The following is a 23430-nucleotide window of genomic DNA, read 5'->3' on the forward strand; positions in this document are numbered from 1 at the left end:
AAATCTTTTTAATAAAATACATAAAACACTTGACATTATAGAATCAATATTCTATAATAGTGTAAATGGAGATAGAATAATGGCGAGACCTGTAGAATATGATTTAGAAAAAGTACTTGATAGTGCAATGGAAATATTTTGGGAAAAAGGATATGAAGGTGTATCTATGGCCCAATTAGTTTCGCACACAGGTTTAAATCGTAGAACTATGTATTCTTTATTTAAAGATAAACAAGGACTTTTTAAAGATTCATTAGATAATTATTATATTAAATGGTCATCACAAAAATTGAATATATTAAAAAGCAACCCTGGTAAAAAAGGAATTGAGTTATTTTTTCAAAGTTTTAAATTTAGAGATAATTTTAAAGGTTGTTTATTCTCTAACACCATGAGAGAAAAACAGTTTATGGATGAAGAGACATATAGTATTCCAAAACAATATTTTGATCATATATGTTCTCAAATGGAAACAAATCTTAAAGAAGCTACAAAATTAGGTGAATTTAGTGCAGATCCAAAGGCAATGGCTCTTACTATTATCACATTTATTCATGGCTTTCATGTATATGGTAAATATAATCACTCTCAAAAAGATAGTGATATTATAATAAATAATATATTGAGTATGATAAGATAATTTAAAAATTAGTAATAAATTTTAAATTTAATCTATGGTTTTAGAATTAATGTTCTATAACTATATAAAAGGAGATTTTATGTCAAAGAATATAACACTTGCATTTGATGTATATGGTACATTAATTGATACAAATGGAGTTTTAGTACTTTTAGAACAGTTAATAGCAGATAAAGCAAAAAGCTTTTCTCAAACATGGAGAGAGAAACAATTAGAATACTCTTTTAGACGAGCCGCAATGGTAAACTATGTAACTTTTGCTACTTGTACTTTATATGCACTTGAATATACATGTAAATATTATAATGTTTCATTATCAAAAGAACAGAAAGATGAATTAATGTCAATTTGTAAAGTTTTACCTGCTTTTGATGAAGTAAAAGAAGCTTTGACTGAATTAAAAAAAGATGGTTTTAGAATATTTGCTTTCTCAAATGGAGAAAAAGCTACACTTGAAAAGTTACTTGATAATGCAAATATAAAGGATTTATTCTTAGGTATTGTAAGTGTTGATGATATTAAAACTTTTAAACCAACACCAGGAGCATATGCACATTTTTTAAGACAAGCAGATGTAAAAGGAGAAGAAGCTTGGTTAATTTCCTCTAACTCTTTTGATGTAACAGGCTCGATATCAGCAGGAATGAAATCAGCATGGGTTCAAAGATCAAGTGATATGATTTTTGATCCATGGGAAATTAAACCTACTTTAGTTGTAAACTCTTTACTAGATTTCACAAAAAAAATTAGAGATTAAAAGAATCTAATTTTTTTGTAGTTATAGAATTAATATTCTATAAGAATATATAGAAATGGTGCCAAAAATTGGCTAATTAAATTAATAAAGTTAAGGAATAAAAATGTCAAGATTAATAGATTCAATAAAAGAGTACCAAGTAGCATTTAAAAAAAAGGCTCCTTTAGAGATACAAGATATAATGTTAAAAGCAACAAAAAAATTAGAAGATGGTAATATTAGTAAAAATGCATTAAAAATTGGAAGTAAAGCAAGTGAAATTAAATTACCAAATGCAATTGGAAAAGAAGTTTCTTTATTTGATACTTTAGAAAATAATGATTTTGCAGTAGTAAGTTTTTATAGAGGAACATGGTGTGCATATTGTAACTTTGAATTAAAAGCTTTACAAGAAAGAAATGATGAATTAAAACAATTAGGTGCAAAATTAATTGCAATATCTCCTCAATCTCCAGATGCAAGTTTGAGTACAAAAGAGAAACATGACTTACAGTTTGAAGTATTAAGTGATGCAAATAATAAAGTTGCTAAAGATTATGGTTTAGTATTCTCATTAGCTGAAGAGTTAAGACCTATTTATAAAAGTTTTAATATTGATATTCCAGCAAGTAATGATGATGATTCTTATGAATTACCAATGCCAGCAACTTATGTAATAAATAAAAATAAAGAAATTATATTTGCATTTATTGATGAAGATTACACTAAAAGATGTGAACCTCAAGATATTATTGATGCAATTAAAAAGCACAAATAAGTATAAAGAACGTACTAAAATATATCAGTAGTACGTTCTAACTGATCTTTATCAAAATGAGTATATATTCTAGAAGTATTAATATCAGCATGTCCTAGAGATTCTTGTACTAATATTAAGTCTTTACTTTTTTGATAAAGCATTGTAGCAAATGTATGTCTTAACATATGCGCACCATTTTTTTCTTTTCTTATCCCAATACTTAGTAATATTTTTTCAACAATACTACTAATATATGCTTGACTTAGAGCCTTAGCTTTTTGATTGCATAAAAGTAGGGTGTTATTATTTGGTTTAACTTCATTCCATTCATTTAAATCTTTTGCAATAATATTAGCTTTAATCATTACTACTCTAGGTTTATTACCCTTACCTCTAACTTGAATTATAAAAACATCACCATCTTTATTAAAGTCTTTTAACTCAATATTTATAGCTTCACTAACTCTAATACCTGTGTAAAGGATAATTTTGATAACAAGTCTATTTCTTGCTGCTATTTTTGCACTAAAGGGATAAAGGTCAATTGCTTCAATAAAAACTCTAACTTCATCTTTTTTCATAAAAGAGGGTAGTTTAGTACCACTTTTACCACTTAAACCTCCCCAATTTTTAAGTTCAATACCATATCTATAAACAAAACCATTTGTTTCTTCATTTTGCTTATCAATATATCCAAAGAAAGTCACTAGTGAAATTCTATAGTTTTTCTTTGTTGCATCAGATAATTTACTAGTTTGTGTAATTAAAAAATCTCGTAAAAGCTCTTCATCCATTTCTTTCATAGAACTAGGACCATAGTTAATCATAAAGTTGTATAGCTTTTCAAGGGGTATAAAGTATACATGAATACTATTAACCCCAATATTACGTACTTCTTTAATAGTTAGTTTTAAGCTCTCAATTGAATCAAAACCAATTGTAAGTTCTTGTAGTATAAGAGCAAGTCTATCTTTATTTTTTACTTGTCTATTTGAAAGAGATGTAATCTTATTTCTAATAAACCTTGATAACCAGAATAAATACGTTTTACTAAATGTATCTTCACAATCTAATGGATATTTCAATTTTAACCTTCTTTATACTTTAAAATATATTTTACTTTTGGAAACTATAATTTCCAAATTATATTATATCTTTACTTTGAGATGAATATAACTGTATATAATTAAAAAAGTTTTACCAAAAAGTTGCAGTTTCACAGCTAGTGTTATTATTGTCTTCTAATTCTAAGTAGATGTTATCACTATAATCAATGTATAAACTATAATCCCCTATTGAGACAGTTTTCTCTATATCTCTTTTGTTTAAATAAATGTCTTCACAATATTGACTTAAGTCCGATAAATGGTATTCCACCATAGAAGGTGCCATATTATCAATAGCACCCTCAATTGAGTTAAAATCATCAACACCAAAAGTGTTATACAAAGATGTTTTATTTAATAATGTAATCATTATTATAGTTTCTAGTTGTTAAATCCATTTAAAAGTGAGGCCATTCTATTTAAATCTATTTTGTTATCCTCAGACTTATTCTCATCAGGTTTTTTTTCATCGTTTTCATTGTTATTAGTATTATTAGAGAAGATATTACCTTCAGTAGTTTCTTCTTCTACTTTAGAAGGAACCTCTTCTGCAGTTTTAATTTCATTTAAAGTATTATCAGAAGAACTATTTTGTGTATTATCTCCTGAAACTTTTTTATTTAATAAACCTTCAATTTTACCTAACATTGAAGAAATATTAGAATTATCTTCTTCAGTATTTGTTTTGAAGTCATTTACATTTACTTCTAAATCTTCTTTAACAGTCTCTAATTCAAGAACTTCATCTTCTAGTTCAGTAATTCTGTTTTCTAATTTAGTGTTTTTTTCTTCAAGTTCTTCATAGGCTTTTATCAAAGTATTTAAAGCATTGTTTAGTTTTGAAATTGTTTCTGCATTTGTCATTTTTATTAAATCCTCACTGATATTATTATTATTTGTTATTATTGCTAAATTTAGCTAATAATTCCATCAATTTTTAATAAAGAATCAATACTTGGCTTTCTTTGTGCAAAATTGTAAAATAATTGATCCATATTTGATGAACCACCTTTTGATAAAATAGTCTCTTTATATTTTAAAGCAAGCTCTTTATTAAAGATATTTCCTGAGTCAATAAACATATAGAAAGCATCGGCACTAAGTACTTCTGCCCATTTATATGAGTAATACCCTGCTGAATATCCTCCTGCAAAAATATGAGAGAAACCATTTTGAAATTTGTTATAAGAAGGTGGTATTATTGCTGCAAATTCTTTTCTTACTTCATCTAGTAAATTTTGTACTTCTTCTTCACTATTGTATAAGTCTTGATATAGTTTAAAGTCAAACAAAGCAAACTCTACTTGTCTTACTAAAGATAGTGAAGATTGAAAGTTTTTAGCTTTAATAATTCTGTTAATTGCTTCATCATCAAGTACTTCTTGAGTTTTATAATGTTTTGCAAATAGTTTTAATACATCTTTATCGTATGAAAAGTATTCTAAAAACTGTGATGGAAACTCAACTGTATCCCAAGCAACACCTGAAATTCCACTTACATATGGATCTTCGATATCACTAACTAAATGGTGTAGTGCATGTCCCATTTCATGAAAAAGTGTTACAACATCTGAGTGTCTTAATAATGATGGTGTAGTATCAGTAGATTGTGGAAAATTACATACAATAAAAGCAGTAGGAAGATGTTTTTCTCCTTTTGAATCTACATAATGAGAGTGCCAGTTATTCATCCAAGCCCCTCCTCTTTTATCTTTTCTAGCTTCTAGGTCAATATATATTCTTGCAATTTCTTTTTCATTTGATAAAAGATTATAAACTCTTACCTTGTCATCCCAAGCTTTTGCATCTGTTTGAACAAACTTGATATCAAACATTTGATATAAGAAGTCAAAGAAACCATTTAATACTGATTCTTGTTCAAAATAAGGTCTATAATACTCTTCATCTAAGTCATATTTAGCTTTCTTAAGCTTTTCAGAATAATAAGCCATATCAGATGATCTAAAATCATTTATTCCATCTTTACTAGCTAATTGTTTGATTTCTTCTAACTCTTCAATTGCTTTAGCTTTTCCCTTATGTCCTAACTCTTCTAAGAATGTTACTACCTCTTCTTCTTTTGAAGCCATTTTAGTTTGTAAAGAGTATTCTGAATAAGAGTTAAATCCTAAGATTTTCACTTTTTCATTTTTTAATTTAAGTATTTGTTCTATAATCTTTCCATTTTGAGGAGCTTTTGTACAATATGCTTTATAAATCTCTTCTCTTCTATCTCTTGATGTTCCATATGTTATATAAGCCATATAAGAAGGTATTTGTAAAGTAAACTTATATTTTGTTTTACCATCTTCTTCAAACTTTGCTAACTCTAAATCTGAAACAGGTATTTCTTTTATATCTTCTTCATTTTCAATAATCATTTCAAATTCATTTGTTGCATCAAGTAAGTTTTGTGAAAACTTATGAGATAACTCACTTAGAGTTAAATTGATATCTTCTAATCTTTTCTTTTTATCATTATCTAAGTGGCATCCAGAAAGAATAAAGTCTCTTATCTCATTTTCTAATACTTTATTTTGTATATCATTTAAACTAGTTTTATAGTTAGACTGTATAGCTTTTAAAGCTATATAAATACTTTCATTTTGAGATATCCAAGTTTCATATTTTGATATAACAGGAAGGCATTCTTCATAAACTTTTCCTGTAACTTCAGAATTTTTTACTGAATCAATATGAAAAATTGGAGTAAGAAAATCATTTATGCTCTCCCCTATTTCTTCATAAGGCATTACAAAATTCTCATATGTTTTCTCTTCTATTTTCATAAGTTCTAATATTTCATTTTTTGATTGTTCTAATAATTTTTCTAATAATACTTTTGACTGTGTTAATTCTTCTAAATTAAATTCTTTAAACATTTATATATTCCTTTTTATTTTTTAAATTGTATTGTAAATCCTCTATCAAACTTTTCATAGTCTTGATAGAATGAAAAACTTTTTATATCAAAATTTTGTAAATAGTTTGTTAAAGGATTTTTTTGATCATATCCCATTTCACAAAGTAAATATTCGATATTTCTTTCATTTGTTTGATCAATTATATCTTTTAATAATTCATCACCTACTCTTCCACCAAATAATGCATTTGAAGGTTCAAATTTAACATTATCAGGTAATTTATAATCATTTGCAATATATGGTGGATTTGATATTGTTAAATCTATATTTGTTTCATTTATATTTTCATATAAATTACTAAGTCTAAATTCAATTTTATCTTCAACACCATGTTTTACTGCATTTTTCTTTGCAAGTTCTAATGCCTTTTCATTTATATCAACAGCAATAATTTTAATATCTTCAATTAATAAAGCTAGCATAACTGAAATTATTCCTGAACCTGTACCAATTTCAAGTACATTAATTCTTTTATTATTATCCATAGTTTTTATAATCTCAAGTGCACTATCAATTAACAGCTCTGTTTCTGGTCTTGGAATTAAAACACCCTCTTGGACTATAAAAACTTCTCCATAAAATGAGGCTTTATTTATTATATACTCCATTGGATAATTTGTTGCTCTTTTTTTTATTAATTTTCCAAGCTCTTTTTCTTGTTCAAACTCTTTATTATAATTAAGATGTAACCATATAGTATTCTTTTCAAGTAAATACATCATTAACATCTCAACTTCTTTAGCTGGTATATGTGTTACAAATTTTAAATCATTTGTATATTTTCTTATCGTATCTTTTATTGTCATATTATGTATAAACCTCTTTTTAAACTTGATATTATAGTTAAATTGTTATTACTCTAAAATATATAAAGCTAATTCATCTGATAATAAAAAGTTTTTATTATAAATTCTTTGATTTTTTTGCAAAACTTTATCATTTTCTATTAAATGATTCACTTTTTCTAATTCTTTTTGCGTAAATAAGGATAATGCAACTCCATTTGAGCACCTAAAACCAAGAAGTATTTTTTCTGTTTTAATATCCTCTAAATCTATTGCTTCATAATCCATTTTCAAAGGATTTTCTATATATTCTTCAATACTCTTTGATGGATAATATCTTCTTTTATTTACATAGCCAACTGCACCTGCTCCAATTCCTAAATATTCTTTATGTTCCCAATAGCCATAATTATGTTTTGATTCATATTTCTTTTCTCTTGCAAAATTTGATATCTCATATTGCGTAAAATTATGTTCTTTAATAAAATCAAATATTTCATAAGATAGCTCTTCATCATCAATTTTAACTGATGATCTATCAAAGAATTTTGTACCTTCTTCTATCATTAATGAGTAGGCACTTAAATGTGTAATTGGAAGTGAGAAAGCTTGTTTAAAATCTTCTTTCATACTCTCTAAAGTATCACCTTGAACTCCATATATGATATCGCAGTTAATACCATTAAAACCTATACTTTTTGCATTTTGTATAGCATTTATAGCACTTTTACTCTTATGTGAACGTCCTAGAAATTTTAGCTTATCATTGTTAAAACTTTGTACTCCAAAACTAACTCTATTAACTCCATACTTATGCATAGTTTCAAGCCATTCATAAGAAGCAGAATTTGGATTTGCTTCTGTTGTAATTTCAGCGTCTTTTATTAAATATGGTTTTATCATATTTAGAACTTCTTCATACTCTTGGGCTTTTACACAAGATGGAGTTCCTCCTCCTATAAATACTGTTTCTATTTCTTTATTATGTTTTAAAACATAATTATCTAGTTCATTTTTTAATTGTTTCTTTAATGCTTTCATATACTCAAGTTTTAAATGAAACTTATCAGTATATGAATTAAATGCACAGTAAAAACATTTGCTATCGCAAAAAGGTATATGTATATATAAAAGCAATTTTTAATCCTAATTTCTGTAAAATATTTGGCTAATTATAAGGGAAAACATATTTATGACTGATAAAAATGAAATCACAAAAGATAATACTAAAAATTATAGACCCAATGTAGCAGCGATTGTACTATCAGCAAAATACCCACATACTTGTGAAATATTTATTGCATCAAGAACTGATGTTGATAATGCTTGGCAATTCCCACAAGGTGGAATTGATGAAGGTGAAAATGCAAAAGAAGCTTTATATAGAGAGCTTGAAGAAGAAATAGGAACAAGAGAGGTAGAAATAATTGCTGAATATCCACAATGGGTATCTTATGACTTCCCTCCAGCAATTGCAAAAAAGATGCAGCCTTACGATGGGCAAATACAAAAATATTATTTAGTAAAATTAAAAAAAGGTGCAAAAGTTAATATTGAAACTGAAATCCCTGAGTTCAGCGAATACAAATTTGTACCAACAAAAAATATTTATGACTATATAACTTTCTTTAAAAGAACAGTTTATAAACAAGTTCTAAAATATTTTAAAACTGAAGGTTATATTTAAAAAGGAATTATGAGTAAATGTTAAAAGTATTAAAATTTGGAGGTACGAGTGTTGGTACACTTGAGCGAATCCAAAATGTTGCGAATATTATAAAAAAAATTAAAGATGAGGGTCATGATGTAATTGCAGTAGTTTCTGCAATGAGTGGTGAAACAAACAAACTAATTGAATATGCAGAGAGTTTTTCAGCACAAGCAAACCCTGCTGAAATGGATATGTTATTAAGTTCAGGTGAGAGAGTTACATCTGCACTATTATCAATTGCTTTAAATGAGCAAGGTTACAAAGCTACATCAATGAGTGGTAGAGAAGCTGGAATTATTACAGATAATGCACATACTAAAGCTAGAATTGAAGATATTGATACAACAAATCTTAAAGATGCAATTGCAAATGGTAAGACTGTTATAGTTGCAGGTTTCCAAGGTGTTACAATTGATACAAAAAGAGTATCAACACTTGGTCGTGGTGGTAGTGATTTAACAGCAGTTGCAATTGCTGGTGCTATTAAAGCTGATATTTGTGAGATATATACAGATGTTGATGGTATTTATACTACAGATCCTAGAATTGAACCAAAAGCAAAAAAATTAGAAAAAATTTCTTATGATGAAATGTTAGAACTAGCTTCTTTAGGAGCAAAAGTTTTACAAAACAGATCTGTAGAAATGGCAAAAAAATTAAATGTAAACTTAGTATCAAGATCTAGCTTCACACCAGAAGTTGAAGGTACGTTAATAACAAAGGAAGAGAATATTATGGAAAAACCAGTAGTAAGTGGAATCGCATTAGACAAAAATCAAATCAGAGTTGGAATGTATGGAGTAACTGATCAGCCAGGCATTGCTGCATCAATTTTTACATCACTTGCTGATGCTGATATTAATGTTGATATGATTGTACAAACTGTTGGTGTTGATGGTGCAACAGATTTAGATTTTACAATTCCTACTGGTGATTTTGAAGCTTGTAAAGAAGTGATGGCTAGATTTAAAGAAGACTCTAAAAAAATTGACTATAATGATGCCATTTGTAAGGTATCAATTGTAGGTGTTGGAATGAAATCACATACAGGTGTTGCTTCAAAAGCTTTTTCTTCATTAGCTAAAGAGAATATCAATATTAGAATCATATCAACTTCTGAAATAAAAATTTCAATGATTATTGAAGTAAAATATGCAGAATTAGCAGTAAGAGCATTACACGAAGCTTATAATCTGGATAAGTAAGCGTGCAAGAATTTTTAAACTGGACAGTTGATACAATCAGGGAAGATAGATTGATTTCTCCTTGGTTGGAAGAAAAAAAGTACGAATGGACTCCATTAGTTTCTAAAAATATTGTAAATTTATTAGAAAAAGGTGCTTCTGTAATTGTATTAACAGATAGAGATAGAGAATGGTTTTTAGAGTATGTTTTATCAAATGTTAATTCTCCTAAATTAAATAGACCATTTTTACCCTTTTATGATTTTAAATCTTTTTACAAATATATGGATAATATAAAATCTGATGATGATATTTCATATATAAAAGATATGCTAAATATATCTTTTCCTAATGGTTACTGTTTTTGGTATATAGGGAAAAGTCAAGATGTTCGTGCTGTTATTCCAAAAGTTTCTAAAAACTCTTTTTTATGGCTTTTTGATGAAGAGATACAAGATGCTTTTAATTTAAGATCAAATGATGAAGCTTTAGATATGAAACTTTTACAAATGTTTAGACTATATAATAAAACTGTAAGTTCAGCACTTTTTGCAGAAATTAACGTAGAAAACTAAAAATGATTGATAAAAAAATTGATAAATCAACTATTTTAATAGTTAATGATATAGAAAAAACATTAAATGATTTATTAGCTTTTTATTCTCCTCATAATATTAGAATAATTAAAAATGAAGAGAAAGATGAATTTCAACTTCTACAAGCAACTCAGGCTATAAAAGAAGCGTATATTGCTTCAAATGAAAATAAATATATCTTTTTATGCGGAAGTACTTTTAGAAAAGAGGCTCAAAACTCTTTATTAAAAGTCTTAGAAGAACCTCCTCGAAATGTAATATTTATTATTCTTACAAACTCGAAATCTTCAATCTTACCAACAATATATTCTCGAATGCCTTATAAATATATGAAAACTTCATTATTAAAAGAAGAGATTTCTTTAGATATTTCAAAATTAGATTTAAAAGATATTTATATGTTTTTAAAAGAGAATCAAAAAATATCTAAAAATGAAGCAAAAAATGTAGTTGAATCTATTTTACTAAAAGCTAACAAACAAAATATGAAATTATCAACTTCACAGTTAGATTTATTCTCAAAAGCCTTAAAACTTTTAGAGTTAAACTCAAGACCGATTAATATTCTAACTACTCTACTTTTATCTTTAGCAAATCAAAAAACAAAAATCTAAAACTAAGGTTTAAAAAATGCAAACTTGCAAAACAAAAATCATGGGTGTTTTAAATGCAAATGAAGACTCTTTTTTTAAAGAGAGTAGATTTGATATCAAGGAAGCTAGTTTTAAAATTGAAAAGATGATTGAAAATGGTGCAAATATTATTGATATTGGTGCAGTTTCTAGTAAGCCTGGTAGTATTGAAGTAGATGAAAAAGTAGAATTAGAGCGTTTAAAAAATATTGTTGACACTATTTATAAAGAAAGATACTTTGAAAAAATAGATTTTTCTATTGATTCTTATTCTCCTTTAGTTATTGATTATGTTTTAAATAAAGGTTTTAAAATAGTAAATGATATTACAGGTTTAGCAAATGATGAAGTTTGTAAAATAAGTGCTAAGTATAATGCAAAAGTAATCATAATGCACATGCAAAATAAACCATCTAATATGCAAGAAAAACCAGAATATAAGAATGTTGTTTTAGATATTGATGAATATTTTAAAAAGCAAATTCAAAAAGCAAAAAGTTTTGGAATCAAAGATATAGCTTTAGATGTTGGTATTGGTTTTGGAAAAACTTTAGAACATAACTTATTGCTTTTAAATAAACTAGAGTATTTTAAACATTTTGGATATGAATTATTAATAGGTGCGAGTAGAAAATCTATGATTGATATGATTACGCCCTGTGAAATAAAAGATAGATTACCTGGAACTTTAGCAATTCACTTAGAGTCAGTTAATAGAGGTGCTTCAATTATTAGATGTCATGATGTTTATGAACATTATCAAGCTTTAAAAGTTCAAGAAGCAATTAACTCAATTTCTTGAGTTAATTTTACTATAAAATCTCGTGTAAAGTATTAGCTTTTTTCATCCATTCTTCTAGTTTTTCATACTCTTCTTTTTCAACCATTTCTCTTACTTTTTTCATATGATCTTCAAATAAATCAATTGAGTTTAGTAAGTTTTCTCTATTTTGTTTAAAAATATCAGTCCACATATTAGGACTTGATTTAGCAATTCTACTCATATCCGTAAAACCACCAGCAGCAAGTGCAATAATAGATTTTGGGTCTTCATGATTCATTACTGTATTTGCTAAAGAAAAAGAAATAGCATGAGGAAGATGAGACATATAACAAGCATGAACATCATGATTGTGTGAATCCATAAAAACAAGTCTCATTCCAATATCTTGAAACACTTTAATCGCCCTATTTTTATGAAGGTCTATATTATTTTCTAAATCACATAATACGACTGTCTTTCCTTCGTATAAGTTATCCATAGATGCTTTTGGTCCAAACTTCTCAGAACCACACATAGGATGAGCTGCTATAAAATTTTCTTTTATTTGCTCTGGAATATTTTTTACAATAAACTCTTTTGTAGAACCTAAGTCCATGATAGTAGTATTTTTATCTATATCTAGAAGGTTTGGTAAAAAAGATATAATATTATCAACAGGAATTGCTAAAACAATTAAATCACACGAGTCTTTTAATGTTTGAATATCAACTAGCTCATCTACTAAACCTAGTTCTTGAATCTCTTTTTTTGACTTTTCACTTCTTGCATAGCCATAAACTTTTTTAGCTATTCCATATTTTTTAACTGCTTTTGCTAAAGAACCACCCATTAGTCCTAAACCAACTATTCCTATATTCAAGTTAACACCTTTTTTGTAAATTAATTTTGTGATTATATCTTAATATTCATATAAAGAGAATTTAGCTATATTAATGCCTAATTATGAAATTAAGGAAAGTCGTGAAAAATAAAGTAATCCTATTTTCTTTAGCATGTGCAACAGCACTATGCGCAGATACAATACAATCTATAGAATATAATAATTTAAATAAGATATCTCAAAAAATAGTAAATGAAACACTTGATATGAAACCAGGTGATGAATTCAATGATTATAAAATAAACAATGCAATAAAAGAGTTTTATAAATTCGGCTACTTTGATGATATAGTTGTTATTAATGATAACGGAAAATTACAATTAAACTTTAAAGAAAAACCTTCAATAGCCAATATTGATATACAAGGTTATAAGTCTCGTACAGATGATATTGAATCATTAAAAACAATGATTAAACTTAAAAAAGGTTCGATGTACACTGAAAAAAGAGTTAAAGATGCGAAAAAAGTATTATTAGATCTTTTAGAAAATGATGGATATATCAACTCAGTTGTTGAAACAGAAATTGAAACTATTAATGAACACTCACTAAAACTTACATTTAATGTAAATAAAGGTGATGAAATCATTATTAAAAAAGCAAATTATTATGGAGCTAGTGAATTAGACCAAGATGATTTTGATAATGTTACAGCAAATAAAGAAAAAGAAGTAGCTTCTTGGTGGTTTGGTCAAAATGATGGTGAAGTTAAAATTGATCAATTAAAATATGATGCAAGAAGAATAAATGAATTATATTTTGAAAAAGGATATCTTGATGCACAAGTTAAAGAACCTTTTTTAAATATTGATTTTGCTTCAAATCAAGCAAATTTAGACTTCTTTATTAAAGAAGGTACTAAATATATTACAAATGATATTAAAATTTATGTGGATTCTTCAATAGTAGATGCAAAAGACATTTACCCAGAATTAGATTTAATTGTTGGAAATACATTTAATATTAAAAAACTTAGACTTGACCAAGCTTATATTAAAACACAAGTTGCTAACAAGGGTTATGCTTATGCTCAAGTTAAATTTGATGTTAAAAAAGATACAAAAAACTCAAAAGTTGATATTGTACATAATGTAATTCCTGGTAAAAAAGTTTATATTAATGATGTAAAAATTTCTGGAAACTCAAGAACACTTGATAGAGTTATTAGAAGAGATGTTTATTTAGCTCCTGGAGATTTATATAATGAAACAGATTTTACTGATACAAAATCAAAATTAAGTAGATCTTCTTATTTCGAAAAAGTAAAAGTTGAACAAAAAAGAGTTAGTGAAGATAAAATTGACATCTTAATTGAAGTAGTTGAAGCAGCAACAGGTGCATTAACTCTTGGTGGTGGATATGGTTCTTATGATAAATTAATGGTTAGTGGTTCTGTTAAAGATTCAAATATCTTTGGTTCAGGATTAGGTGTAGGAATTAGTGCTGATTTATCTGCTAATAAAACTGAGTTTTCTGTAAACTTAAGTAATCCAGCTATTAATGATAGTAAATTCAATGGTGATATTGAAGCACATAATAGTGATGCAGAAATTAGTAAAAGTGTATATGATTTAGACAAAAATACAAAAGGTTTTTCTATTGGTGTTGGTCGAGAGATTCTTAGAAACTTAAGAGGTGGATTAAGATATAAACTTGACTTTATTCAAGAAGAGTATACATATGATGATGATTCAACTGTTCCAGATGCTAGTAGATTCCAAGATGCTGAATATATATCAAGTTCATTAACTCCATATTTAAGCTTTGATAATACAGATAATTATCAATTACCAAGAGAAGGTATTAAAGCTGGAACATCTTTAGAATATGCTGGTGTTGGTGGTGATTCAAAATATCTGAAATCAAGTACATATTTAAAATATTTTAATAGTTTAAATGATTATGCTGAATTAGATTGGATTTTTAGATTTAGAACTAGAATAAGTGCTTTAATCGATAATGGACAAATAAATCAAGGTGATTCATTATATTTAGGTGGTGTTAAAAGTTTAAGAGGATATTCTTCTTATGCCTTCCCTACAAATACAACTGGATATGTTACAGATCCTTATAAAAGATCTTGGGCAAATTCTGTTGAAATGAGTTTCCCTTTAATTCCGAATGCTAAAATGAGATGGGCATTATTCTATGATTATGGAATGATTGGTGAAGATAACTTTAGTGATGTAGCAAGATCAAGTACAGGTGCTGTATTAGAGTGGATATCGCCTTTAGGACCATTACAACTTATTTTTGCAAAAGCTTTAGATGCAGAAGCTGATGATGAAACATCGTCATTTGAATTTTCACTTGGGAGTAGTTTCTAATGGTTAAGAAAATGGATTTATTAAATAGAAGAATAACAAATGAAGAAGCATTAGATTTAATCCAAAATGCTTCATTATTAGAATTAGGTGAATTAGCAACTAAAAGAAAGTTAGAGTTACATCCTGATAAGACAACATCTTTTATAGTTGATAGAAATATTAATTATACAAATGTATGTTGGGTAGATTGTAAATTTTGTGCCTTTTTTAGACATGGAAGAGATGATGATTCTTATGTATTAAAGTTTGATGAAATTGATGCAAAAATTGATGAATTATTAGAAATTGGGGGAACTCAAATCCTTTTCCAAGGTGGAGTTCATCCAAAATTGAAAATTGATTATTATGAAGAGTTAGTTTCACATATTCATACAAAATATCCTCAAATAACTATTCATGGTTTTTCTGCAATTGAGATTAAATATATAGCAAAAGTATCTAAAATTACAATCTTAGAAGTTTTAAAAAGACTTCAAGATAAAGGTTTAAGTTCAATTCCAGGCGCTGGTGCAGAAATATTATCAGATAGAGTAAGAGATATTATTGCACCTAATAAAATGGATAGTCTTGAATGGATTGAAGTTCATGAGCTTGCACATTCAATTGGGATGAAAACAACAGCAACAATGATGTTTGGAACAGTTGAAACTGATGAAGAGATTATTGAACATTGGGAACTTTTAAGAGATTTACAAGATAGAACTGGTGGCTTTAGAGCTTTTATTATGTGGTCTTTCCAAGGTGCTAATACAACACTTTTAAAAGAGATTCCAGATATTAAACCTCAATCTTCAAATAGATACTTAAGATTACTTGCAGTTTCAAGACTTTATTTAGATAATTTTATGAATATGCAAAGTTCTTGGGTTACACAAGGCTCTTATATAGGTCAATTAGCTTTAAATTTTGGAGCAAATGATTTAGGAAGTACAATGATGGAAGAAAATGTAGTTAAAGCTGCAGGAGCTTCAAATAGAATGAATCAAGAAGAGATGATTAGGCTTATTAAAGATGTTGGAGAAAAACCAGCAAAAAGAAATACAGCTTATGAGATACTTGAGAGGTATTAATCCTTTGATTAAAAAATTTAAAAAATATTTATTTGCATTAGTAATTTTACAAGGAAGTTTAATGAGTGCTACTATAAAGCATATAGAGATAAAAGGAATTAAAGTTCCAGTAGTTTTTGAAAAACAAAATAGTTTACCAATTTTAAATTTACAATTAGTTTTTCAAAATTCAGGTTATATACAAGATAAAGAGAAAAGTGGCTTAGCTAGTTTTTCTTCAAAACTATTAAATGAGGGAACAAAAGAGTTAGGTTCTACAAAGTTTGCACAAAAACTAGAAGAAAATGCAATTTCATTACATACTTCAAATGGTTTTGAAACTTTTGTTATTGAGTTATCAAACTTAAAAGATGTATCAAATAAATCAATTGAGTTATTAGCTAAATTAATTAAATCACCTAACTATAGTGAAGATACACTTGCAAAGTTAAAGACATTAAAAACAGGTGAATTAAAAAGAAAAGAGAATGATTTTGATTATACTGCAAAGAATTTATTAAAAGCAAATCTTTTCAAAGGTACTGCTTTAGCAAACCCTAGTTCTGGTAGTTTAGAATCAATTGAAGATATTAAACTTAAAGATATAAAGACCTTTATCAATAATACAGTTAATTTAAATAATTTAATTATTGTTGCAGGTGGAGATTTTTCTTATAAAGAGTTTGCAAAGTTAATTAAACCAGTTTTAGATGTTTTAAAACCAGGTACTAAAAGAGAATTAGAAGAGATTAATTTTGTATCTAAAGATGAAGAAGAAACACTAATTAAAGAAACTGAACAAGCATATATTTATTTTGGTAGTTCATATAAAGTAAGTGCAAGTGATAAGGATAGATATATCGCAAAAGTTGCTTCATTTATTTTAGGTGGTTCAGGTTTTGGTTCAAGACTTATGGAAGAAATTAGAGTAAAAAGAGGCTTAGCTTATAGTGCTTATGGTTCAGTATCAATTAATAAATCTCATACATTCTTTAGTGGTTATTTACAAACTAAAAATGAAACAGCAAAAGAAGCACAAGCTTTAGTAAAAGAGATTATTAAAGAGTTTGTAAAAAAAGGTGTTACAAAAGATGAATTAAAAGCTGCAAAAAACTTTTTAACAGGAAGTGAACCTTTAAGAAATGAAGTTTTATCACAAAGATTAAATAAGGCTTTTACTCTTTATTATAGAGGTTTAGATCAAGGTTACCCACAAAGAGAACTAGATTTAATTCAAGATTTAAAATTAGAAGATTTAAATGAATTTATAAAATCTCATGAAGAGATTAATAATTTAACATTTGCAATAGTAAGGAAATAGTTTGTTAAGATTTGCACCAAGTCCTACGTCGGATATGGATATTGAAAGTTTAAGAGTTGCAATATTTAACTATATAATTGCAAAACAATTAAATGAAGATTTAGTAATAAGAATTGAGGATATAGATAAAGAAAAAAATATTGATGGAAAAGATAAAGAAATTTTAGAAATTTTAAGTCTTTTTTCAATTGATTATTTAACTGCAGCACATCAAAGTGACTCTTTAAAATATCATCAAAAAATGGCTATGCAACTTCTTACTAAAAAGAAAGCTTTTTCTTGTTTTTGTGGAGATGCTAAACTTCAAGAGTTAGAAAATGAAGCAAAAGCAAAAAACAAACCATTTGTATATGATGGTTTTTGTGAAACTTTATCAGATGAAGCTATTTTAGAAGTAAATGCACCTTTTACTGTAAGAATTAGTAAACCAAAAGAAAATATCAAGTTTACTGATAGTTTACAAGGTGATTTTGATATAACACCTGATGAAATTGACGCTTTTAATATTTTAAAACATGACAAAACACCAACATATGATTATGCCTGTGCAGTTGATGATATGTTAATGGATATTTCGCTTGTAATTAGAAATAAAAAACATATTGCAAGTACTGCAAAACAAATACATATTAGAAACTCTTTAGGATATACAAAAGAGATAAAGTATGCACACTTAGCTAATATTTCTAATGTTTCAAATTCTGTAAAAGATTTAATTGATGATGGCTTTCTTCCTAGTGCAATTGCAAACTATTTAGTTCTTTTAGGAAATAAAACTCCTAAAGAAATCTTTACTTTAGAAGAAGCTATAAAGTGGTTTAATCTTGAAGATATTTCAAAAGAAGCAGTTAAATTTGATATTGATAAATTAAGATTTATTAATAAAAAACATTTAGAACAAATGGATGAAATGAGATTATCTAAGTTATTAGGATTTGCTGATTTAGATATTGGTAAACTTGGAAAGATTTATTTAGAAGAGTTAAGTACACTTAAAGAGTTAAAAAATAAAATAGATACTATTTTTGAAGCTAAAACAACATGTCCTGGTTTTGATGAAGAGTTTGCAAAGTTAAAAGAGTGTTTACAAAATGCACCTTATTATGATAATTTTGATGATTTAAAAAAATATATCATAGAAAAAACACAATTAAAAGATGATTCTTTAGACAAACCTTTAAGATTCATTTTAACTGGAAGTAAAAGTGGACCAGATATTTCTAATATTTATCCATTAATCAAAAATTATTTAGGAGAAATTGTAAAATGATAGATGCCTTCATTACTTCAGTACTTACTGTAGTCTTAACGATTATATCTTTATATAAATGGGTTATTATAATCTCAGCGTTACTAACATGGGTTAGACCTGATCCAAATAATCCTATTGTACAAATGTTATATAGATTAACAGAACCAGCTTATGCCTTAGTGCGAAAATATATTCCTACTGTTTTTGGTGGAATGGATTTAGCTCCAATTATATTAATCTTTGGATTAATGTTCTTAGAGATTTTCTTAAAAAACTTATTCTTCTAGTAGAATATTATGAAAAAATTATTAGCTTCACTATTTTGTCTTGTATCATTAAATCTTAATGCAAATATTGAAGCTGTTAATATTACAGATAAGGGTTTTAAAGTTACACTAGATTGGCTTGATGAAAAGCCTAAATCTTACGCAAAAGATTTCTTTATAATTCAATACTTAAATCAAAAAGATATTAGTGAAGTTGATGCTCAAATAGCTTATGATATGTCAAGAGCAAAAAAAGGAAGAGTTAAAAAAGCTTTTAATAAAAGGTTTTCAAAAATTCCAAATAAAGATTTACGATGTTATCGGGCAAGTTCTAAAGAGTTATTAAAAGAGAACTCTAGATGTATAGCTTTAGGATTGAGTATTTTTGATGCAACTAAAATGTCAAAAGAAAACCTAAAAATTGCAATCCAAAAGATTAAAGACTACCCTACTTTAGCAAATGATTTAAAAGTTTTTGCAGATAATAATCCTTTTGATGCTTTAATAAATTCAAATACAAGTAGATTTTATAGATTATTTTTTGACTCAAGAGATACTTATCGTTTTAATATTCTAAATAATTTAATACCTCAAAGTTTTATTGATAAGTTATCACAAGAAGATACTTTTAATAGATTTATATCTTATGTTGTTCATCGAGGAGAATTAAAAAAGCTGCAAAAGTCTTTATTTAATGTTAAGAATAATAATAAAATTACAAATCAAACTTTTTTCTCATTAGCTTTAAATGCTATTAATCATAATGAAGAAACAGTTGCATTAAACTATTTGAATAAAGCCTATAATAAGTCATATTTACAATCAGATAAAGATAGAGCACTTTTTTGGATTTATTTATTAACTCAAAATAAAACATTTTTAAATCAAACTGCTCAAAGTTGGGATAATAACCTCTACTCATTATATGCAAAAGAGTTATTAGAAGTAAAAATAGATAATATTTATTATGATATTGATATTCCAAATACGCCAAGTTCATATAATACATTAGATCAATTTGAATGGATTAAAGTTGAAGAAGATACAAAGAAAAACTTTGATGATAATAAACTTTTAAAATATGAAAACCTTTTTACAGATGTATCAACTTTACCTCATTATGCTTATGTATTAGAAAGACACTCTAAATATAAAAAGCAATATTATATAAAACCTTTTAGAGCTACTATGAAAAATTATGACCTTAGTAAACAGGTTTTAATGTATGCAATTGGAAGACAAGAGAGTAGATTTATTCAATCTGCTGTCTCTTTTGCAACTGCACAAGGTGTAATGCAAATCATGCCGTTTTTATCAAAAGCCTTAGCAAAACAATTAAAAGAGCCATATAATATTTATGAACAGTTTTTGCCAGAAGTAAATTTAAAGTATGCAAATAAACATCTTGATTCTTTAACTAAACAATTTGATAACAACCCTTTATTTATAGCTTATGCATATAATGGAGGTCCAGGTTATACAAGAAGTCAATTTAAACGTGGTCTTTTTAAAGAAAAAAATAGATTTGAACCATTTATGAGTATAGAACAAATTTCCTATGCAGAAACTAGAAAATATGGAAAAAAAGTTTTATCAAACTATTATATTTATAACAACCATCTAAATGAAGAAAATAAAGTAACTTTATCTTCTATTTTTCAAAAGTTAATTTTGCCGAATTAGAGTTTTTATTACTTAATGTAAGCGTTAAGTTATAAGTATTTTCTACTTGATTAAACTTTACAAGGTAGTATTTTCCCCAAGTGTTTTTTGATAATATATCTTTATATCTTTCATCATTAGCTGCTATTTCTTCAATAGATTTTGGCTTTTGTTCATTTAAAGTAAAAGAGTATCCATTTTCATTTATATCTTGATTATCTTGATTAACAAAATATACAGATGTAACAAACACTTCATCTTTAGAATTAAACTCTTTAATATCTGTATTATTTAAGTAAGTTGCCCATAAAAGAGCTTTTTGCTCTTTATTTATGATTACATCAGCTTTTTTAGTATACTGCATAGCTTTAGCTTCAATTTCATTTTTATTAAAATGCTTTAAGGCAGTAGTTGATGAGCATCCTATAAATATTGTTGATAATATTGATATAGATAAAGTTTTGTACATATATTAACCTTTTTATTTATTATTTTAACTTTTGTGCTACAAGCTTATTAACTACTTGTGGGTTTGCTTTTCCGCCAGTACTTTTTAATACTTGACCAACAAAGAAACCTAAAAGCTTTGTATTTCCATTTTTAAATTTAGCAACATTATCTGGATTTTTTTCAATAATTTCATCGATAATTGGTGAAATTATAGCAGGGTCACTAATTTGTACAAGTCCTTTATCTTCAACTATTTTTGTTGGGTTTTCTCCACTTTTTACCATTTCTTCAAATACTTGTTTTGCAATTTTACTCGATATCGTGCCATCATCAAGGATTTTTACAAGTTGAGATATTTGACTTGCTGTAAATTTAAGTTCAGATGTATCTTTTTCTTTTAACTCTCTTGCTACTTCTGTTACAACAATATTTGCTAAACTAATAGGACTATTTAATGTTGTTAAACACTCTTGATAAAATGATGAAAGCTTTTCATCCCGTGCTAAAATATTTGCTACTTCATTATTTAATCCAAACTCTTTTGAATACTTTTCAAATAATGCTTTTTCTTCATCACTCATAGCTGTAACTTCTCCAACTATTTGTTCATTTTTAGCTTGTATTTTTACTTGAGTATTTTCTTTGTTTTTTTGCTCAGGTTTTTCAACTTTTGTTTTTTTACCCCAAGAGTCTTTAAGTCCAACTATTTTATTAAAGACAGGTTTTTCATCACTATAATCAATTGGATCAGCATAAAAATACCCTTGTCTTTCAAACTGGAATCTTTCATCTATTTTTTCAAGTATAACAGCAGGCTCAATAAGTGCATTTTTAATAACTTTTAATGAATTAGGATTTAAATCTTCAATTCCCTCAGGAGCTTCATTTTTAAATAATCTATCATAAAGTCTTACTTCAACTTTTTTTGCTGCTTTTGAACATACCCATTGAATAGCACTTTTTACTTTAATTCCACTAGTATCACTTCCACTTTTAGAATTAGGATAATATTCAGCTTTTATTTCTGTAATATTTCCATCTGAGTCTTTTATAACTTCTTTGCAAGAGATTATATATCCATGTCTAAGTCGAACTGCTTGTGTAGGAGTTAAACGAAAATATCCTTTTTCAGGATTTTGGGAAAAATCATCACGTTCAATAAAAATCTCACGTGAGAAAGGTACTTTTCTTGAACCCTCTTTTGGAACATCATGTGGATAGTATGAAGCATCAAGTTCTTCACTACCTTCATAGTTTTCTATTGTAACTTTAAGTGGGTCAAGTACTGTTAATACTCTAGGTACTTTTTTATTTAAATCATCTCTAATACAAAATTCTAGTTGTGCAACATCAACCATTGAATTAGCTTTAGCAACTCCAATTTGATCACAAAAATTTAAAATAGATTCTTTTGTATACCCTTTTCTTTTGTATCCAGCGATTGTAGGCATTCTTGGATCATCCCAACCATTTACATATTTACCATCAACTAATTCTAAAAGTTTTCTTTTACTCATTACTGTATAGTTTATTCCAAGACGAGCAAATTCATGTTGGTATGGTCGAGGTAATTCTAGTTTTAAAGTATCTAATACCCAGTTATAAATATCACGGTTATTTTCAAACTCTAGCGTACAAATAGAGTGAGAAACATTTTCAATATAATCAGATAAACAATGAGCAAAATCATACATTGGATAAATACACCATTTATCCCCTGCTCTAAAATGATGAGCATGTCTAATACGATATAAAAGAGGATCTCTAAGCTTCATATTAGCAGCACCCATATCAATTTTTGCTCTTAATACATGTTCTCCATCTTTAAATTCGCCATTTTTCATTCTTTCAAAAAGGTCTAAGTTTTCTTCAATAGTTCTATTAGCAAATTTACTTCGAACTCCTGCTTGTGTAACAGTTCCCCTATTCTCACGCATTTGTTCTTCATTTACGCTATCAACATATGCCTTATTGATTTTAATAAGTTTAACAGCATAATCATATATTTTATCAAAATAATCAGAAGTAAAACATACGTTTTCTCCCCAATCAAATCCAAGCCAAGAAACAGCATCTTTTAAAGCTTCTACATATTTCGTATCTTCTTTAGTTGGGTTTGTATCGTCCATTCTAAGATTACAATGACCCTTGAAGTCTGATGCAATACCAAAATTTATACAAATAGATTTTGCATGCCCTATGTGAGGAAAGCCATTTGGCTCAGGTGGAAATCTAGTAATAACTTCTTTATATTTGCCAGAGTTTAAGTCCTCATTTACTATTGCATGTAAAAAATCTTTATTTTCACTCATTCTTATTAAACCTTTTGATTTTGATACTTTTTTAAGAGTTGTATTTTATCTTA

The 23430-nt window shown here is 27.1% G+C and carries 23 protein-coding genes; 14 read left to right on the forward strand and 9 right to left on the reverse strand.

Going from position 1 to position 23430, the window contains the following annotated elements:
• The 3 genes from GBG18_RS03145 to GBG18_RS03155 form a co-directional block, all read left to right on the forward strand.
• Positions 1-640 (forward strand): TetR/AcrR family transcriptional regulator (locus GBG18_RS03145; protein ID WP_226898689.1); only part of this gene is annotated, 640 nt, incomplete at its 5' end.
• A 79-nt stretch (positions 641-719) separates the two neighbouring features.
• Complete coding sequence (locus tag GBG18_RS03150; RefSeq protein WP_152188321.1) at positions 720-1397, forward strand: haloacid dehalogenase type II; 678 nt, start codon at positions 720-722, stop codon at positions 1395-1397.
• 103 nt (positions 1398-1500) lie between these two features.
• On the forward strand, positions 1501-2154 hold the full coding sequence (locus GBG18_RS03155) for a peroxiredoxin-like family protein (RefSeq protein WP_152188323.1): 654 nt from the start codon (positions 1501-1503) through the stop codon (positions 2152-2154).
• A gap of 14 nt (positions 2155-2168) precedes the next feature.
• On the opposite strand, the gene GBG18_RS03160 is transcribed toward GBG18_RS03155, so the two are convergent.
• The 6 genes from GBG18_RS03160 to hemW all read right to left on the reverse strand — a co-directional run bounded on the left by GBG18_RS03160 (position 2169) and on the right by hemW (position 8088).
• Positions 2169-3221, reverse strand: a complete 1053-nt coding sequence (locus GBG18_RS03160; protein ID WP_152188324.1) for a tyrosine-type recombinase/integrase — start codon at positions 3219-3221, stop codon at positions 2169-2171.
• A gap of 112 nt (positions 3222-3333) precedes the next feature.
• Positions 3334-3612 (reverse strand): hypothetical protein, encoded by a 279-nt coding sequence (locus GBG18_RS03165; protein ID WP_152188326.1) that lies wholly within the window; start codon positions 3610-3612, stop codon positions 3334-3336.
• 11 nt (positions 3613-3623) lie between these two features.
• Positions 3624-4106, reverse strand: coding sequence for a hypothetical protein (locus GBG18_RS03170; RefSeq protein WP_152188328.1), 483 nt, complete (start codon positions 4104-4106; stop codon positions 3624-3626).
• Positions 4107-4156: 50 nt separating this feature from the next.
• Positions 4157-6124: a M3 family metallopeptidase gene (locus GBG18_RS03175; RefSeq protein WP_152188329.1), complete on the reverse strand. Its 1968-nt coding sequence runs from the start codon at positions 6122-6124 to the stop codon at positions 4157-4159.
• A gap of 14 nt (positions 6125-6138) precedes the next feature.
• Positions 6139-6972: a peptide chain release factor N(5)-glutamine methyltransferase gene (gene prmC, locus GBG18_RS03180; RefSeq protein ID WP_152188331.1), complete on the reverse strand. Its 834-nt coding sequence runs from the start codon at positions 6970-6972 to the stop codon at positions 6139-6141.
• A 48-nt stretch (positions 6973-7020) separates the two neighbouring features.
• Positions 7021-8088, reverse strand: a complete 1068-nt coding sequence (gene hemW / locus GBG18_RS03185) for a radical SAM family heme chaperone HemW (protein WP_152188333.1) — start codon at positions 8086-8088, stop codon at positions 7021-7023.
• Positions 8089-8143: 55 nt separating this feature from the next.
• On the opposite strand from hemW, the gene GBG18_RS03190 reads away from it, so the two are divergent.
• From GBG18_RS03190 to folP, 5 genes are read left to right on the forward strand one after another with little or no spacing between them, the layout of a single operon-like run.
• Positions 8144-8638 (forward strand): RNA pyrophosphohydrolase, encoded by a 495-nt coding sequence (locus GBG18_RS03190; RefSeq protein ID WP_152188335.1) that lies wholly within the window; start codon positions 8144-8146, stop codon positions 8636-8638.
• 17 nt (positions 8639-8655) lie between these two features.
• Positions 8656-9867 carry an aspartate kinase gene (locus GBG18_RS03195; protein WP_152188337.1) on the forward strand — a complete coding sequence of 404 codons (1212 nt, stop codon included), beginning with the start codon at positions 8656-8658 and terminating at the stop codon, positions 9865-9867.
• 2 nt (positions 9868-9869) lie between these two features.
• On the forward strand, positions 9870-10421 hold the full coding sequence (locus tag GBG18_RS03200) for a HobA family DNA replication regulator (RefSeq protein ID WP_152188339.1): 552 nt from the start codon (positions 9870-9872) through the stop codon (positions 10419-10421).
• A gap of 2 nt (positions 10422-10423) precedes the next feature.
• Complete coding sequence (locus tag GBG18_RS03205; protein ID WP_152188341.1) at positions 10424-11056, forward strand: DNA polymerase III subunit delta'; 633 nt, start codon at positions 10424-10426, stop codon at positions 11054-11056.
• Between the two features lie 16 nt (positions 11057-11072).
• Positions 11073-11876, forward strand: a complete 804-nt coding sequence (gene folP, locus GBG18_RS03210) for a dihydropteroate synthase (RefSeq protein WP_152188343.1) — start codon at positions 11073-11075, stop codon at positions 11874-11876.
• A 10-nt stretch (positions 11877-11886) separates the two neighbouring features.
• On the opposite strand, the gene GBG18_RS03215 is transcribed toward folP, so the two are convergent.
• Entirely contained in the window at positions 11887-12717 is an 831-nt protein-coding gene (locus GBG18_RS03215) for a prephenate dehydrogenase (RefSeq protein WP_152188345.1), read from the reverse strand.
• Positions 12718-12818: 101 nt separating this feature from the next.
• Between GBG18_RS03215 and bamA the strand changes: the two genes are divergently transcribed.
• The 6 genes from bamA to GBG18_RS03245 all read left to right on the forward strand — a co-directional run bounded on the left by bamA (position 12819) and on the right by GBG18_RS03245 (position 20636).
• Entirely contained in the window at positions 12819-15065 is a 2247-nt protein-coding gene (gene bamA, locus GBG18_RS03220) for an outer membrane protein assembly factor BamA (protein WP_226896373.1), read from the forward strand.
• Positions 15065-16135, forward strand: coding sequence for a dehypoxanthine futalosine cyclase (locus tag GBG18_RS03225; RefSeq protein WP_152188348.1), 1071 nt, complete (start codon positions 15065-15067; stop codon positions 16133-16135). Before bamA ends, GBG18_RS03225 begins: the two co-directional genes overlap by 1 nt.
• 61 nt (positions 16136-16196) lie before the next feature.
• Positions 16197-17435, forward strand: coding sequence for a M16 family metallopeptidase (locus GBG18_RS03230; RefSeq protein WP_152188350.1), 1239 nt, complete (start codon positions 16197-16199; stop codon positions 17433-17435).
• 1 nt (position 17436) lies between these two features.
• Positions 17437-18705, forward strand: a complete 1269-nt coding sequence (gltX, locus tag GBG18_RS03235) for a glutamate--tRNA ligase (RefSeq protein ID WP_152188352.1) — start codon at positions 17437-17439, stop codon at positions 18703-18705.
• Entirely contained in the window at positions 18702-18974 is a 273-nt protein-coding gene (locus GBG18_RS03240) for a YggT family protein (RefSeq protein WP_152188354.1), read from the forward strand. The genes gltX and GBG18_RS03240 overlap by 4 nt, the downstream gene beginning before the upstream one ends.
• Before the next feature lie 9 nt (positions 18975-18983).
• Positions 18984-20636 carry a lytic transglycosylase domain-containing protein gene (locus GBG18_RS03245; RefSeq protein ID WP_152188355.1) on the forward strand — a complete coding sequence of 551 codons (1653 nt, stop codon included), beginning with the start codon at positions 18984-18986 and terminating at the stop codon, positions 20634-20636.
• On the opposite strand, the gene GBG18_RS03250 is transcribed toward GBG18_RS03245, so the two are convergent.
• On the reverse strand, positions 20605-21084 hold the full coding sequence (locus tag GBG18_RS03250; protein ID WP_152188357.1) for a hypothetical protein: 480 nt from the start codon (positions 21082-21084) through the stop codon (positions 20605-20607). The genes GBG18_RS03245 and GBG18_RS03250 overlap by 32 nt on opposite strands.
• Before the next feature lie 19 nt (positions 21085-21103).
• Entirely contained in the window at positions 21104-23377 is a 2274-nt protein-coding gene (locus tag GBG18_RS03255) for a glutamine--tRNA ligase/YqeY domain fusion protein (protein ID WP_152188359.1), read from the reverse strand.
• Between the last annotated feature and the right edge of the window lie 53 nt (positions 23378-23430).

Origin of the sequence: Poseidonibacter ostreae (genome assembly GCF_009208075.1) — a bacterium.
Taxonomy (GTDB): domain Bacteria; phylum Campylobacterota; class Campylobacteria; order Campylobacterales; family Arcobacteraceae; genus Poseidonibacter; species Poseidonibacter ostreae.